The organism is Parabacteroides chinchillae, from assembly GCF_900108035.1.
GTDB classification, from domain to species: domain Bacteria; phylum Bacteroidota; class Bacteroidia; order Bacteroidales; family Tannerellaceae; genus Parabacteroides; species Parabacteroides chinchillae.
This window is the reverse complement of sequence record NZ_FNVS01000015.1, coordinates 75,054-91,658: the sequence shown is the minus strand read 5'-3', so window position 1 is coordinate 91,658 and position 16,605 is coordinate 75,054. Positions and strand designations below refer to the sequence as shown.

The window sequence follows — 16,605 nt, the reverse complement described above, 5'->3', positions numbered from 1 at the left end:
TGAACTTTTATAAATAGAGATGAATATGAAAACAAAATATTTATTGCTAAGTCTAGCATTACCGTTCTTTTTTTCCTGTTCAAGCGATGTGCTCGACCAGGTTCCTTCTACTTCCGTATCCGACGACCAGATTTATACGGATGTGGCAGCAGCTAAAACAGCCTTGATGGGAGCTTACTCTCATTTAGGGGAATATCGTTATCATACGTTGGCAATGATGACTTCGGATCTTATGGGTGAAGACCTTACAATGACCAGTGGTGCATATGGTTTTCCTACTTATAACTGGTTGATTTTCTCTTATCAGTATGCACAAACTCCTGTTGACGATCCATGGTGGACTGGCTATTGTGCATATATATGGAGATATGCTTATAAATCAATTGACCAGGCAAATACAATCATTGCAAGCAAAGAGACTATGTTGCCTGAGGGTGGTGAAAAAGAAGACATGATTGCGCAAGCATATGGATTAAGAGGGTATAACTTTTTGTTGCTTACCCAGTTGTTTGCCCGTGCATATACCGATCAACCGGATTCTAAAGGTATCTTATTGCGCCTGAAACCGGGTTCCAGCGATGAAAGTGAAAATGTTGGACGCTCTTCTGTACGTGAAGCTTATGATCAGATTGTATCCGATTTGACTTACTTGTATGAACATAGTACAGGCTCTGATGCCCAGTTTATGAATAAGAAAGGAGCAGCTATGTTGCTTGCCCGCACTTATTTGAATATGGCAGATTATAAAAATGCAGAAAAGTATGCAACATTGGCTACCGGAAGCTATGATGGTTCCAATTTGATGTCTCAGGCAGATTATAAGGCTGGATTTAAGGATCATAACAAAGAATGGTTATGGTTCTTCAACTTCACACCTAATACTTGTAACCTGTATGCCTCTATCCCGTCTTTCTATTGGTATTGTTCTTACTTTGAAGGATATGAATATGGTGCTAAGATTGCTCCGGAAGATGTTGAGAAGAAAGCTTCAGCTGATATGTTGAAAGGATATAGTACAGTTCGTGCAGCTGCTTCTTTCCGGAATATGTTTGATGATACGGATTGCCGTAAATTGTTTCCAGGTTATGTATATGAGGATGACGGTTATTTTGTAAGCAAGTTTGGACATCGTACACGTATTGGTGATGCCGAATATCCTTTCTGCCGTATTGCAGAAGGCTATCTGATTAAGGCAGAAGCAGAACTTCAGATGGGAAATGCTTCTGTAGCTAAAGATGTTTTGAATACATTGCAGGTTGCCCGCGGTGCAAAAACTACCGATGCTACAGTTGATAATATCTGGTATGAAAGACGTAAGGAATTATACGGAGAAGGTTTTGCATTGAATGATATGAAACGTTTGCAGAAACCGTTGAAACGTGTAGGTCCTGATCAATGGGCTGGTGTAAAGGAACTTCCGGCTAATAGCCCTCGTTTCATGTTGCCTATACCAAACACTGAATTGTTCTATAATAAACAACTTACTGATGCAGATCAGAATGAATATTGGAGAAATTAACCATAGATCTCTTGCTTTTTATGAATAAACTATTTGCAACATTAATGCTGGTGGTGGCCGTGACGGCCACCACAGCACAGCAATCATCATCCAACTTGACACTGAAGTTTCAAGATCGTGATGTGAATATTGCTCCTTTCTTTGAAGACTTTCCGTATTCACAGTTTTCATTGAGTGAGGATGGAACAAAATTGTTCTTCTTCAAGACTTCGAATGCAAACAAGCTGCAATGGCTTGATCTTGCGAAAGGACAGGATTTGTCTAAAGCAACAGATGTTGTGGATCTGGACTTTTCTAAGCGTAATTGCTGGGGCCCCCAGTATAATGATAAGGATGGCTGTGTGTATTGGATTGGTGATGAGAATAATGAGGAGATTATTAATATCTATCGTAGCAACCTCCTTTCACCGAATCCTGAAAAGCTGACAGATGTTCCTTATATTTATGCATGGGACTTCAATCCGCAGAAAACAAAAATTGCTTATGTAGCCCGTCTAGCTCAAAACGAAAAGCGTTTGGATGAACTTCGCATTCTGGATTTGAAGACTGGAAAGGATGAATTGGTTTGCCAGGATAAGCCGGATTTCCGTTATACATGGGGAGATGTAAGTTGGCAACCTGATGGCAAAGGACTTATGATTCTTGCTTTGAAAGATGCAGATCGTCAGTACGCTAACGTGATTTATGTTGACACTGATACAAAACAGATGACAGTGTTGACAGATCCTACCAAAATGGCTAGTTATGCCGGTACATCGGTAATGCAGGAGTGGATTTCGCCGGATGAATGTTTTTATTTTTCTGATCAGGACGGATATAAAAATCTTTATCGTTTTGACCGTAAAAATATGAGTTCGTCAAAGGTTACTAATTTTACAACGGATATTGAAGATGCGCGTTTTGTAACTATAAAGAATGAGAAGTATTTGTTTGTTTTGCAAAGTAATCCGATCGAATCTTCATTGATGCTGATGGATATTAAGACCGGCAAAATGCTTTATAAACAATCCTCCGATTTGTCTTTGTCTATTGGTGCTGTAAAAGGTAATGAAGTAAGTATGCTGGCTAATTCGGCATCGGTGGTCTTCCAGATTGTAAAAGCCGAGGTAGGTAAAAAGAATATGAAACTTGCTGTTTCTTTTGATTTGCCGGAAGATTTGAAAGCTAAATTAGTACATTCTGACGTAGAGCGTTTGTCAATCCCTACATTTGACGTTGATGCTGCTACAGGTAAACAACGTATGTTGCATGCTTATTTGTATAAACCGAAGAATCCGCTGCCTGCAGGCAAAGAAATAATAATGATTGAATCTTTCTATGGCGGAGAGAATCGTTATAATACGGAATATCAAGTTTATAATGCAGCAGGTATTACTGTTTTAAGTCCTTCTCCACGGGGAAGTGCAGGTTTTGGCCGTGATTTTGCTGCTATGAACGATAAGGACCTGGGAGGAAATGAAATTATTGATATCATTTATTGTGCAAAATATATTTCTGATAAACTGAATGTTCCTGCCGAGCGTGTAGGTGTATTTGGAATGAGCCATGGAGGTTATGCAACAATGCGTCTGGTTACATTCCCCGGTGAAGTAAACGGAAATAAAGCACACTTTAAATTCGGTTTCGGTATCGAAACTGCCGGATTCTGTGATATTATTTATCAACATACACACTCTAATATTCCGGACTGGACCTTCCTTGAAGCAGGAGATCCGGTTGCCGATAAAGCAAAGTTGATTGATCGCTCGTCTCTTTATCACGCAGAGAAATTGACCGGCCCTCTACTTCTGTTGCATGGTAACCACGATAATCGTGTGGATATAGAAGGTTCACGTCTGATGGATCGTAAACTGATCCAGCTGGGATTGCCTCACCGTTATGTCGAATTTGAAGGTTTAGGGCACGGAATAAAGGGAGTAGACAATAATCGTAAGTTCTATTACGAATGTTTCCGTTTTCTAGATGAAATAGAGAATAAATAATCGGTCTATTTTAAAAATATGCGAAGGCTGGCTGGTTCATCAGCCAGCCTTTTTGTTACATTTACTGCAAATTAAATAGCCATGAATAAAATACTATTGCTATCCGGTTTGTTGGCTTTTTCCGTAGCTTTACCGGTACAGTCGAAAGACAAAAAAGACAAAGGCGTAAAGCCTGTAGAACAGACAAGTAAAAACGGTATTAAGCCGTATAGTTCAGTGATTACAGCGGATGCAAAAACTATGCAAGGCCTTTTTACTACTCATAAGGTAGGGGCGGATTGGTATTTTGAAATACCTGACAGCATTTTATCCCGTGTAATATTGGCTGTTACGCGTTATACAACTACTCCGGTAGATGGAGGTTTGTATGGCGGTGAGATGGCAAATGAACAAACAGTTTATTGGGAAAAAGCACCGAATAATAAATTGTTACTTCGTTCTTTGGTATTAGATGCTACCGCCGAAGAAAACAGCGATATTAGTAAAGCTGTGGCTGTCAGTTCTGAAAATCCGATTATCGGTATTTTTTCAATTGAAGCCCTGAATAATGGAAGTTCCGTTATCAAGGTAACCGATTTCTTTGCTGGAGACAATCAGGCTGTATCATTACCTGCCCGTACGAAAAAAGAATATAACCTGGGTTCCATACAAGGCGATAAGTCTACATACAGAATATAAAATCATATCCTATCAATACGGAAGTGCGGATGGTAAAGACCTTTGCTTCTTCTGCTCCTGCCGATGGAAAAACAGGTCGCAGGGAAGTCGTTTATCCGGCAGCTAAGATGACAGGAGCAGTTACTATGCAATTGAATACTTCTTTTGTACTTCTTCCTGAAAAACCAATGCAGAAGCGTCTGTTTGATCTTCGTGTCGGGTATTTCACAGACAACTATTCTTATTTTGCAGATGATCAACAGGCCGTAAAAGAAAAGAAGTTTATTTGCCGTTGGCGTTTGGAGCCGAAACCGGAAGATGTGGAAAAGATGAAACGGGGCGAATTGGTGGAGCCTCAGAAACCTATTGTCTTTTATATTGATCCGGCTACACCGAAACAATGGCGTAAGTATTTGATCGATGGTGTAAATGACTGGCAAAAAGCTTTCGAAGAAGCGGGATTTAAGAATGCTATCTTTGGCAAAGAATGGCCGGAAAATGATACCACAATGAGTATGGAAGACGCCCGTTTTTCAGTAATCCGTTATTTGGCATCACCTATACCGAATGCATATGGTCCTCAGGTGCATGATCCGCGTAGTGGAGAAATTATAGAAAGCCATATCGGCTGGTATCATAATGTCATGAAGCTGGTACACGACTGGTATATGATACAGGCCGGATGTAGTGACAAGCGTGCTAATAAAATGCAATTTGATGAAGAATTAATGGGTGATCTGATTCGTTTTGTTTCTTCACATGAAGTAGGCCATACATTAGGTTTACGCCATAATATGGGAGCAAGCAGTCTTACGCCGGTAGAGAAACTGCGTGACAAAGCCTGGGTGGAAGCAAATGGACATACGGCATCTATTATGGACTATGCCCGTTTTAATTACGTGGCTCAACCAGAGGATAATATAGGGCCAGCAGGATTATATCCACGTATTAATATTTATGATAAATGGGCTATTAAGTGGGGATATATGCCTGTCTTTGAAGCTAAGGATGATGAAGAGGAGCGTTTGATATTGAATAAACTGACTGTTAAAACACTTGCCGATAATCCGCGCTTGTGGTTTGGTAGTGAAGAAATTCGTATTGATCCGCGTAGCCAACGTGAGGATTTGGGCGATAATTCTGTGAAAGCGAGCGAATATGGAATTAAAAACCTGCAACGTATAGTAAAAGCTCTTCCCGAATGGACATACGAAGAAGGAGACCTGAATACAAATCTTCATCGGATGCATAAGGAACTGATCAGCCAATATAAACGTTATCTAGGGCATGTGGCAACAAATATCGGAGGTGTTAACCGTAACTATAAGAGTGTAGAAGAAGCAGGAAAAGTATATCAGCCGGTAGCTAAAGAGACACAGAAAGAGGCGTTGGCATTCTTCGACAAACAATTCTTTACGAAACCGGGTTGGATTATTGACGAACCGTATATGCTACGTATCTATCAATCTCCCGAACAGGAATTGAACAGTTTGATTGACTATGTATTTAACCCTTCTGCCTGCCCATTATTGGATCCGGCAACATTTATTCGTATGGCCGACTTTAATAACAGCTTTCCGGATAGTTATACCCCTGACGAATATATTACGGATTTGCGTACGGTTCTTTTTAAAGAACTGAATAACCGTCAGCCGATCAACGCTTATCGCCGCTATATACAGAATACGTTTGTAAACGGTTTAATGGCAAATATGAACAATAAAGAATATGTAAATACCGATGTTCCGATGTTGATGCGTGATTGTCTGGAAAAGGTTTCCATTCAGATCGGTAAGTCAAGTGGAATGGCTAATGATCCGGCTACCAGCCGTCATCTTAAAAATCTGAAGACACGTATTGACCAAGCTTTGAATCCGAACAAATAAATTTCTTAATAGTATATTTTAAATCATCGGGATGAAATTAAAAAATCATCCCGATGATTTTTTTTAAAGATCGGGACGATTTAAAATATTCCTGCGACTGCTTATCAGCTGATAAATAAAGGATATACTCTTTATAATTTGAAAGGGGGATATGGCGGATGATATCTGGGTTTACGATCCGCAGCAAAAAACGGTAGTGAATATTACCGATAACCCGGCGTAGGATATATTTCCGATGTGACGGGTAAGACCGAACTTTATTTGCAAAATGCCGAAGGTGTCGATCCTGATATCCTGATCGATAATGATCCTGTAAAGGAATGGAACGGTGAAGATCAGCAACTTGATCGGGCTATTGAGGAAATAATGTTGCAGTTGCAAAACCGTAAACCGTTGGCACCTGTTCCGGCACCAAGAGATTTTAGTAAATAAGTTGCTATTTCATAGTTTTACCGGATGTAGGCTCTATTGCAAATGCTAGCCGCATCCGGTAATTTATATTATCTTTGTGCGTTCTCAAATCTAACTTAATACGTGTTTTTAATGAAAAGTAAAATCTATTCTTTAGCCGTTAGCGCTATTCTACTCAGTGCGTGTACTGCGCCTGAAGTAACCGAAACTTATACGCCAGCCGCAGAGAATGCTCTCCGCGCTCCGGCTGTACCTTTGGTTACAATTGATCCATACACAAGCGTATGGTCTTTCTCCGACAACCTGAATGAGGAGAATACCCGCCACTGGACAGGTAAAAATTTCCCTCTTTTAGGAGGCATTCGTGTAGATGGTAAATCTTATCGTTTTATGGGAATGGAAGATTTCCCGGTAAGCCCTGTTATACCGACTGCTGCCGGTGGTGTATGGGAAGGTCTTTATACTGAAAAACAGCCCGCCGGTGATTGGATGGCTGTGGCTTATGAGGCCAAAGGTTGGAAAACAGGTAAAGCCGGATTCGGTTCCGAAGGGAATCCTGACCTGTCTACCCCCTGGACTACAGACGACATTTGGGTACGCCGCACATTTGATCTTCCCGGAGATGTAAGCGGAGAATCATTATATCTGCAATACTCTCACGACGACAATATTGAGGTCTATGTAAATGGTACTTTGGTTGCCGTTACCGGCAATGACCTGGACTATAATCTGCTGAAAGAGATCCCAGCCGAAGTAGTGAAGGCCCTGAAGCCTACCGGCAATGTGATTGCTGCCCATTGCCATAACAACGGTGGTGGTTCGTATGTGGATCTGGGTATTGTGAAAAAAGAGAAACGTGACAATACGTTTGATGAACGTGCAAAACAAACTTCTGTTTGTGTAATGCCTACCCAGACATTCTATACTTTTGAATGCGGAGGTGTGCAGCTGGATGTTATCTTCACAGCTCCATTCTTAATGGATGACCTGGACTTGATGACTTCTCCATTTAACTATATTACGTATCAGGTTCGTTCTTTGGATGGACAGGAACATGATGTTCAGGTATATCTGGAAGCTACCCCGCAATTGGCAACGAACAGCCTGGACCAGCCCGTTTCTTTCGAGAGGATAGAAAAGGATGGCATGACTTTCCTGAAGACCGGAACCGAAGAACAGCCTCTTCTTGGCAAATCGGGCGACGATGTGCGTATCGACTGGGGTTATCTCTATCTGGCAGCCGAACAGTCTCCACGTGTAACCATGTCTATTGATGAGTATTATGCCTCTAAAGGTGCATTCATGGCAAACGGCAAACTTTCAGGCAGGACAGAGGATGTATCTCCCGATATGCAAAAACAAATGACAGTGCTTGCGTATGCCGATAACTTGGGCAAAGTCTCATCCAATACAGCCAGTGGGCATGTCATGATAGGTTATGACGATATATACTCTATCCAATACTTCGGAGATAACCGCATGGCCTACTGGAAACATGACGGACAGGTGGACATTTTCAAAGCCTTTGCTGATGGTGCTAAGAACTATGCAGACGTAATGAAGCGCTGCAACGAATTCGATGGAAAGATGATGCAGGATGCCGCTGCTGCCGGCGGACAGAAATATGCCGAGCTTTGTGCCCTTGCATACCGCCAGGTCATTGCCGCTCATAAACTGGTGCAGGACGAAGAGGGTAATCTTTTGTTTTTCTCTAAAGAAAACTTCAGTAACGGTTCGATCGGTACGGTGGATATTACCTATCCGTCCGCCCCTATGTTCCTGCTTTATAACCCGGAACTGTTAAAGGGCATGATGAATCCTATCCTTTATTACAGCGAAAGCGGAAAATGGACGAAGCCGTTCGCTGCCCATGATGTGGGTACCTATCCCTTGGCTAACGGCCAGACCTATGGTGGAGACATGCCGGTGGAAGAAAGCGGCAATATGCTTATCCTTATGGCAGCTATCGCCCAGATGGAAGGAAATGCCGATTATGCGGCCAAACATTGGGATGTGCTGACTGTATGGACCGACTATCTGCTGAAAGAGGGGCTCGATCCTGCTAATCAGCTTTGTACCGACGACTTTGCCGGGCACTTTGCTCACAACACCAATCTTTCGATCAAGGCGATCATGGGTATTGCCAGTTACGGAAAATTGGCTGCCATGCAGGGTAAAGACGATGTAGCTGCCCGCTATACCGAAGCTGCCCGTGAAATGGCTGCGAAATGGGTTGCAATGGCTGCCGATGGCGACCACTACCGCCTTACTTTCGACAAGCCCGGAACCTGGAGCCAGAAATATAATATGATATGGGATCGTTTGCTGGGTTTCAATATCTTCCCGGCCGAAGTGGCTGCTACCGAGATGGCTTACTATAAGACTCACCAGAACAAGTATGGCTTGCCGCTGGATAACCGGGCAGATTATACCAAGTCCGACTGGATTATGTGGAGTGCTTGCTTGACCGATACGCCGGCCGACTTTACCGCTCTTGTGGAACCGATATGGTTGTATGCTAACGAAACAACTTCACGCGTTCCGTTGAGCGACTGGCACTTTACGAGCAACGGCTCCCAGCGCGGCTTCCAGGCGCGCTCCGTAGTGGGAGGCTACTTCATGCGCCTGCTACACGACAAAGCCAAGCGGTAACGCATAGCCCTCGTTGCGTTCGTTATCCCTGCTCACCCCTAGGTAGGGAGAAAGATGCTCCCTACCTAGGGGGATAACTTCTCCCTACTTAGGGTGATACTTTCTCCCTACCTGGGGAGATTAGCGAATATCGTCCGGAGTGAGGCAGGCGAAAGGAGACTGTGAATTATTTCATACCTTTGCATCAAACTAAAATGAGATGGAACGTTTTGCTGCTATAGACTTTGAAACTGCCAACGGCAAGAGAAGCAGTGTGTGCAGTGTAGGTATTGCCATTGTAGAAGGCGATACGGTTGTAGATAGTATTTATACCTTGATACGTCCTGTCCCTAATTATTATTCCCCTTGGACAACAGCTATTCATGGCATTACTGCTGAGGATACGAATGATGCTCCTGACTTTGAAGAAGTATGGGCCAGGATTGCTCCCAGGATTCAGGATATACCTTTAGTGGCGCATAACAGTCCTTTCGACGAAGGTTGCCTGAAAGCTGTTCATCAGGTTTATGGTCTGGCTTATCCGCACTATGACTTTTACTGCACGTGCCGTTTATCGCGGAAACTATATCCATACCTTTGCAATCATCAACTGCAAACCGTAGCCGCCCATTGCGGATATGATCTTACCTATCACCATCATGCTATGGCCGATGCTTATGCATGTGCCCATATAGCCAATACAATGATGCGTGAGCGCGGGGTGGAATCTTTGCAAGAGCTGGTACGGATTATCTATTGAGCTTGTTTACCTGCAATTTTATCTATGATGACGGCTATGGAACCGTCGCCCGTAACGTTGCATGCCGTACCAAAGCTATCCATTGCTATATATAGCGCTATCATTAATGCCTGCAATGTCTCATTAAATCCTAACATGCTTTGAAGTAATCCCAGTGCAGCCATGATGGCTCCGCCGGGAACTCCCGGTGCTGCTACCATTGTGATACCTAACATCATGATGAAGCCGCCGAACTGGGCAAAAGTAACAGGCTCTCCTGCCATAATCATGATAGCCATGGCACATGCCGTTATCTTCATTGTACTGCCGGCCAGATGGATCGTGGCACATAAAGGAACTACAAATATGGCGATGTTTTCGCGTACCCCGTTTTTAACAACCTGGGCTAATGTAACAGGGATTGTTGCCGCCGAAGACTGTGTACCCAAAGCTGTAGCATATGCAGGCAGCATATTCTTTAATAAACGTAGCGGGTTTTTACGGCTGACGCTGCCGGCTATTGTAAATTGGACCAGCAGTAAAAGCACATGCAGTACGAAGATTACGACAATTACTTTCAGGAACATTGCAATTACGCTCATTACCTGTCCGCTTACCGTCATATTCAGGAAAATGCCGAAGATATGCAAAGGCAGCAAAGGGATAATGACAGCCTCTATCAGCATCGTGATAACTTCTTTGAAGTCAACGAACGTATCCCGTAGGGTGGTTCCTTTTATGTTGGAGATTCCAAGCCCTACGGTAAACGAAAGCAATAAGGCTGTCATTACGTCCATTAACGGAGGCATGGCTACTGCGAAATAAGGTTTGAGCATGAAGCTCTCAGGGTTTTCCATAGCGGTCAGTTCCGTATTGGCAGGCAGGATGTGGGGGAAGATTGCCGAACCGCTGAAATAGGTGAAGAAACCGGAAAAGATGGTTGATCCGTAAGCTATCAATGCTGTTATTGCCAGAAGTTTGCCGGCTCCTTTGCCCAGTTCTCCGATAGCCGGTGTTACCAGCCCCACAATAATGAGCGGAATGGAGAAGGAAAGGAAGTTCCCGAACAGAGAATTAAAGGTGACAAAGATTCGTGCTATACCCGACGGCAGGAATTGTCCGAACAATACGCCGGCGGCTATGGCAATAATGACTTTAGTCAGCAGTGTGATTTTTATCTTCTTCATGGTCGCGTACTTGTTTTATTTTGAAACCTATGGCGGCAACGGTTATACTCATCAACGGACTGATCAGGTTGAAAAAACAGTAAGGCAGGTAGGTAAGCGTGGCTACTCCCAGAATGGTAGCTTGCGTCATGCCGCATGTGTTCCAGGGAATCAGTACGGAAGTGACCGTTACCGAATCTTCTGTCGTGCGGCTAAGCAGACGACTTTCATAGCCTTTTCGTTTGTATATATCTTTAAACATATTACCTGTCAGGATAATGGATATGTATTGGTCTGCCGTACATATATTCAGAAATAAACCGGACATCACGGTAGAAGCTACCATGCCCACCCTGCGTTTCATAAAGCGCAGGAATACGGAAGTTATACTTTCCAGCATTCCGCTGGCTGTCATGGCACCGCCGAAACACATGGCACAGATAATAAGCCAGATCGTGTTCATCATACCTGCCATTCCCCGGGTAGCTACCAGGTTGTTCAGTGCCTCGTTGTGTGTCTCTATCTGGGTGCTTCCGTAAAATGTCATGAATAAACCTTTGAAAGAAGCTTGTACTCCTTCTGCCGGAAGCCCTGAAATCTCTTGTAGCAGATGGGGCTGAAAAAAAAGAGCGAATACACCAGCCAATGCCGATGATACGAATAAAGTAATTAACGACGGTACTTTGCGGGCAATCAGAATACCGGTTATTACAGGTACAATGAGCAGCCAGAGTGAAATGTTGAAGGTGCTTTTTAGTGATTCCGAGAAGGCGGCTATTTGTTCGTTGCCTGCGTTATCCTGTGTAAATCCCGCAATTGTAAAGATGGTTAAGGTAATCAGCATGGAGGGTACCGTTGTGAACATCATATAACGGATGTGCGTGAATAACGGGGTGTGCGTTACGGATGAAGCCAGAACTGTCGTGTCGGAAAGGGGGGAGATCTTGTCACCGAAATAAGCTCCCGATATGATAGCCCCGGCAATCCATCCGGTAGAAAAACCTTGTGCTTCCCCAATGCCCATCAGTGCAATACCAATGGTTGCGATAGTTGTCCACGAACTGCCTGTCATAACCGATACGATAGAACAGATAATGCAACAAGATGCCAGAAAGAAACTGGGATGCAGTATCTGCATTCCGTAATAAATCAGTGTGGGTACAACCCCGCTTATCATCCAGCTGCCCGATAAAGCCCCTATCAATAGCAGGATAATGAGTGCAACCGACACACCTAATATGTTATTGCAGATAGCTTGTTCGATGTCTTTCCATTTCGTTTTGCAGACTACGATAGCCAGGAGGGAACATATCGCCGTTGTTGTGAGTAATACAATCTGGCTGCCGCCATTTAATGCATCACTTCCGAATGTACGGATTGTAAAGAAAAGGAGGACAATCAGTACAATGATCGGGACGATGGATAGTAAGGGTGCCGGTAGTCTTTGCGGACGATTTTCCATTTATTTCTGTCTTATACGCTGTTATGATATAGGTTGCAAATATAGCGAAAAGATGTCTCTCTTAAAAAATATATCTGCGTTCATCTGTACCCGTCTGCGTTATCTGCGTTTCTTGATCCCACAAACACATTATAGCCTGCCTCGTATAGGCCGGCTACCTCTTCATCCGACAGAGCAGCTCCGTATATCCGGCTTGAACCGAATTTCATGTGGGAGAAGCGACTGTAAGGCATCTCGGCATTACGTCCCAGATTCCAGGGTAATTCTGTCTCCGCCAGCTCTCCCTCGACCTGTATCTCCTGTATCAATTGCCCGTCTATGTATAGTTTAATGCTGGAACCGGTACATACTCCTGCGATATGATGCCAACGGGTGTACCAATCTTCCGGTACATTGACCTGGCACTCGCCCCGTCCCCAGCCTCCGGCGAAGAATGCCAGCCGGCGGGCACCCTCCATCTTGAACAGGCTGTAATCTCCTTTTGTAAAGAAATCGGCATCACCCCTGGGTGGCTCTTGCGGATAGATCCAGGTGGCTATTGTCAGTTGATTATTGTAGACAGATTGCAGGCTCTCGGAGAGTGGGAATACGACATAGGCTTGTTCTCCGGTTTGTATGGTCCCTTGTCCGCCTTGTTTGCCCCACTGAAGGCTACCGTGCAATTCACCATGGTTGCCAAAGCCGGACTGGTCATATACAAACAGGTCGTCTTTGTGGTTGTAATCGAGGTGCAGCAAACAGGCTGACGTACTTTGTGAATAGGCTTTTACCCGTTTATGGCAACCTAAGACATTTACGTCCAGAAAGCCTTCGCGGCAGGCGGTATATGGCATGCTTATTGTCTGTTGCTCTCCCGGTGCCAGGGAAACTTTTAGGGTGGCAACTGCCTTTCCGTTTACTAAGACAGGAACTTTTCTTTTATGCGGTTTGCCGGATATGTTCTTGCAAACTATTTGCCAGCTCACCTTTTCGTTTACGGGTAGCAAGGGAGAGCCAATGATCCGGGTGCAGATAAAAGGTTGTGTACGCTCTGCCGAATCTTTTACCACTATGGTATAGGTGTAGTCTCCCAGGTTAATCTTGTGTTTTCCTTCTTTATAGAGTGTGAATGAGAGTGTATCTGCCAGGGTATGCCCTTGTTGTACCATTACCCGCCTGGTGGCTATCTGTGCTGTGTCATCATACAAACAGGCTGCGAAGGAACCTTGAACGCCTTTGTTGGTGACGTGGAAGACAATATGATTGGACTGGTTGGGAGACATTGTACTTTGAGCCGGAATAGTGGCCGTTATCTTAAAATCCGGCTTCTCCTTTGTTTCGGAGAATGGCCTTTTGTAAGAAGAAAAATCGGTTATAGGGCTGCCGTAGTCAAATGCTAACCTTCCTCCGTTTGCAATAGCATGGTGATCGATGTACATACTATTGTGCATTTTTCCATTGAATAGTATGGTAGGGTAGGAGGTTGCAGCTTGTTGTGGCTCGTCTTCGGTGTCGATTGTGAGGGTCTTGCCATTGTGCAGACGGATTTCTATGTGGTCGAATAACGGAGGTGTCAGTATATATTCGCCAGTCCCCGGACAGGCAGGAAATAGTCCGAGGGCGCTGAATACGAACCAGCTGGAGGTAGACCCTAAGTCGTCATTTCCCGGAATGCCGCCCGGACGCGAGGAGTAATCTTCATTAAGGATTCTGTTTACTATCCGGTGCGTAATATCCGGCCTGCCCGCCCAGCAGAAGAGGTATGGATAATGGAAAACGGGTTCGTTATCGTGTATGATTTTACCTTCGCTATACCCTTTCTGTAAATGGTTTACAAAATCATTGGTGCCGCCGGATAAGTTGATTAAATCTTGTATATTATGCGGGACGAAACAGGAGGCTGTCCACCGGTTGCTTTCCTGATATCCCAGTTCTCCGGAATTACGGACAAAACCGTTTTCATCCTTTGGCAACATGAACAATGTTTGCCCGTCAAACAGATTCCGGTAATTAAACGAACGGCGTATCAGCTTTTCCGCATCTGCTTTCCGTCCTGTTAATCGGGCAAAGTGGCCTAAAGCCCAGTCGTCGTAGGCAAATTCTGTTGTGATACTGACCGATTTTTCTTTGGAAGCTCCGATATAGCCCTTCTGCAGGTATTCGCTCAGAGAGTTCTGTAGATCTCTTTCGCCGTAGCAGGATAGCATGGCCTGGTATAATTCTTCCGCATTTTCGTCTACCGCCTCTTTTACGTAGGCATCTACAAGAACCGGTATCATGTGCATGCCGGTCATGGGGCCTTTTGGAAGAAAGCCTTTGGCACGGTATTCGTTCATGGCAGACCGTATCATGTCTTTCTGGCGGTCCGGTTTCAACAAGGAGAGAAGGGGATGCAGAGAGCGGAATGTGTCCCAGGCTGAGAACTCGGCGTATGTGTTGCCTGTTTGTGTTTGTACATCCGAGACGATCCAGGGCATCAGGAAGGAATGATAAAGTGCTGTGTAAAACTTTTCTTTGTTATCCTTGTCATCCGATTCGATCCGGACGCAGCTTAGTTCTTCATCCCACAGGTTGTAGGCAGACTGCCGTACGGCTTCAAAATCCCAGCCGGGTATTTCGGCATCCATGTTTTTGAGACTGCCTTCAAAGTTACGGATGGAGGTGCCGAGTTTTATCTGTAGCCCGTCTTTTGTCTGCGCTTTATCGAAATACAGGTAGGCTGTGTCGTTACGCAATGTACATTTTTTCCAGGGATGGTTGAACCGGAATACGGTATGAAAGAAATCCGCATTTATCGTGTTTTGATTACCGACAGATAAGTTTCCTGCATTACAGATAACCAGCGTTGTCTGTTCTTTGTCCGAGTGGTAGCGGAATAATCCGGTGCGGACTAAGGCTGTAGTTTCTACCTGGTCTCCGCTTTGAAAGTGCACGTTATAATATCCCGGCGCAGCTTGTTCTTGTGTGTGGCAGAAAGCACGCCCGTCGTATTCCTGGGATAGTTCCGAAATATGATCGGGTATGAATAAGAGATGGACCCTCCCGGCCGAACCGTTCGGGTAACCGCTCCGATGGGTTACGCACGAGAAGGAACGTATTTTGTCGTCACTATAATAATATCCTCTTTCCGAGGGACGGATGCTGGTCTCAGGCGTAAGTTGCACGCGTCCCCAGGGGGCAACGGCTCCGGGGTAAGTTCCTCCGTAGTTTCCCCACAGCGAAAGGGCGTGGCTCCGGGCTGTTCCGATAAACGGATTCACGAGAGATGCGTTTTGACTGTGTACGTGCAATTGAACTAGTATAAAGACAAGCAGTGACAGGGAGAATATGTTCTTTTTCATAACCGTATAGTGTGTTGAGGGAATAAAGTTAATACAAATCTCTTTGGTTCTGCCCAAAACTTATGCCTATATTTGTTGGTAGTCAAAATAATCAGGATATGAAAAAGAAGTTAGTTGTATTGACAGGCGCCGGTATGAGTGCCGAAAGTGGAATCTCTACCTTTCGCGATTCGGACGGGCTATGGGAAAAATATCGTGTGGAAGACGTCGCAACTCCCGAAGGATTTGCGGCAAATCCGGGCTTAGTCCTCGATTTCTATAACCAGCGGCGCAGGGAACTACTGAATACCAAACCGAATGCAGGACACATCGGTTTGGCCGAACTGGAAAAGGATTTTGATGTGTGCATCATCACCCAGAATATAGACAACCTGCACGAGCGTGCCGGAAGCTCTTCTGTAATTCATCTGCATGGCGAGCTGATGAAATCGTGTCCGGTGGGCGACATGGGCACTACTTACGATATTTCGCCGGACAATCCCGATTTGCATGTGGGAGATAAAGATAAGAATGGCCGCCAGCTACGTCCTTTTGTTGTTTGGTTTGGTGAAGCTGTCCCGATGATCGAACCGGCTATCCGGGAGGTTGAGGCTTCGGATATAGTGGTCGTTATCGGTACATCTTTAAACGTATATCCGGCTGCAGGCTTATTGAACTACGTGCGCAAAGGTCAGCCTATCTTCCTGGTCGATCCGAAAGATGTGAATACATATCGTAACGACATACAGCATATCCAGACAGGAGCTTCGGAGGGGGTAATGAAGTTGAAAGAGATTCTGTTGGCAGGCAGGTAGGTTTATGAAATAGCGGGCCGTGAGCCCGCTATAATGGA

10 protein-coding genes and 1 pseudogene are annotated in these 16,605 nt (G+C 44.6%); 8 read left to right on the top strand and 3 right to left on the bottom strand.

Features of this window, described 5'->3' with window-relative positions; translation table 11 throughout:
* The first annotated feature begins 25 nt into the window (after positions 1-25).
* From C4S38_RS12300 to C4S38_RS12275, 7 genes and pseudogenes are all read left to right on the top strand, one after another.
* Entirely contained in the window at positions 26-1,519 is a 1,494-nt protein-coding gene (locus tag C4S38_RS12300; RefSeq protein WP_160034729.1) for a RagB/SusD family nutrient uptake outer membrane protein, read from the top strand.
* A gap of 20 nt (positions 1,520-1,539) precedes the next feature.
* Positions 1,540-3,501, top strand: a complete 1,962-nt coding sequence (locus C4S38_RS12295; protein ID WP_103983965.1) for an alpha/beta hydrolase family protein — start codon at positions 1,540-1,542, stop codon at positions 3,499-3,501.
* Positions 3,502-3,582: 81 nt separating this feature from the next.
* Positions 3,583-4,409: pseudogene (locus tag C4S38_RS15955) on the top strand (DUF5117 domain-containing protein); the annotation flags it as partial.
* A gap of 78 nt (positions 4,410-4,487) precedes the next feature.
* Positions 4,488-6,044 (top strand): zinc-dependent metalloprotease, encoded by a 1,557-nt coding sequence (locus tag C4S38_RS12290; protein ID WP_394340853.1) that lies wholly within the window; start codon positions 4,488-4,490, stop codon positions 6,042-6,044.
* Between the two features lie 237 nt (positions 6,045-6,281).
* Positions 6,282-6,476: a hypothetical protein gene (locus tag C4S38_RS12285; protein WP_103983953.1), complete on the top strand. Its 195-nt coding sequence runs from the start codon at positions 6,282-6,284 to the stop codon at positions 6,474-6,476.
* Between the two features lie 111 nt (positions 6,477-6,587).
* Positions 6,588-9,107, top strand: a complete 2,520-nt coding sequence (locus C4S38_RS12280; protein WP_103983952.1) for a glutaminase domain-containing protein — start codon at positions 6,588-6,590, stop codon at positions 9,105-9,107.
* Positions 9,108-9,306: 199 nt separating this feature from the next.
* Positions 9,307-9,846: a 3'-5' exonuclease gene (locus C4S38_RS12275; RefSeq protein WP_103983951.1), complete on the top strand. Its 540-nt coding sequence runs from the start codon at positions 9,307-9,309 to the stop codon at positions 9,844-9,846.
* On the opposite strand, the gene C4S38_RS12270 is transcribed toward C4S38_RS12275, so the two are convergent.
* The 3 genes from C4S38_RS12270 to C4S38_RS12260 all read right to left on the bottom strand — a co-directional run bounded on the left by C4S38_RS12270 (position 9,840) and on the right by C4S38_RS12260 (position 15,773).
* The gene (locus tag C4S38_RS12270) at positions 9,840-11,012 is read right to left on the bottom strand and encodes a dicarboxylate/amino acid:cation symporter (RefSeq protein ID WP_103983950.1); all 1,173 of its coding nucleotides are present in this window, start codon (positions 11,010-11,012) and stop codon (positions 9,840-9,842) included. The two genes, C4S38_RS12275 and C4S38_RS12270, sit on opposite strands and share 7 nt — an antisense overlap.
* On the bottom strand, positions 10,981-12,453 hold the full coding sequence (gene nhaC, locus C4S38_RS12265) for a Na+/H+ antiporter NhaC (protein ID WP_103983949.1): 1,473 nt from the start codon (positions 12,451-12,453) through the stop codon (positions 10,981-10,983). Before nhaC ends, C4S38_RS12270 begins: the two co-directional genes overlap by 32 nt.
* Before the next feature lie 80 nt (positions 12,454-12,533).
* On the bottom strand, positions 12,534-15,773 hold the full coding sequence (locus C4S38_RS12260) for a GH92 family glycosyl hydrolase (protein ID WP_103983948.1): 3,240 nt from the start codon (positions 15,771-15,773) through the stop codon (positions 12,534-12,536).
* A gap of 98 nt (positions 15,774-15,871) precedes the next feature.
* On the opposite strand from C4S38_RS12260, the gene C4S38_RS12255 reads away from it, so the two are divergent.
* On the top strand, positions 15,872-16,567 hold the full coding sequence (locus tag C4S38_RS12255; protein WP_099464594.1) for an SIR2 family NAD-dependent protein deacylase: 696 nt from the start codon (positions 15,872-15,874) through the stop codon (positions 16,565-16,567).
* Positions 16,568-16,605 lie beyond the last annotated feature (38 nt).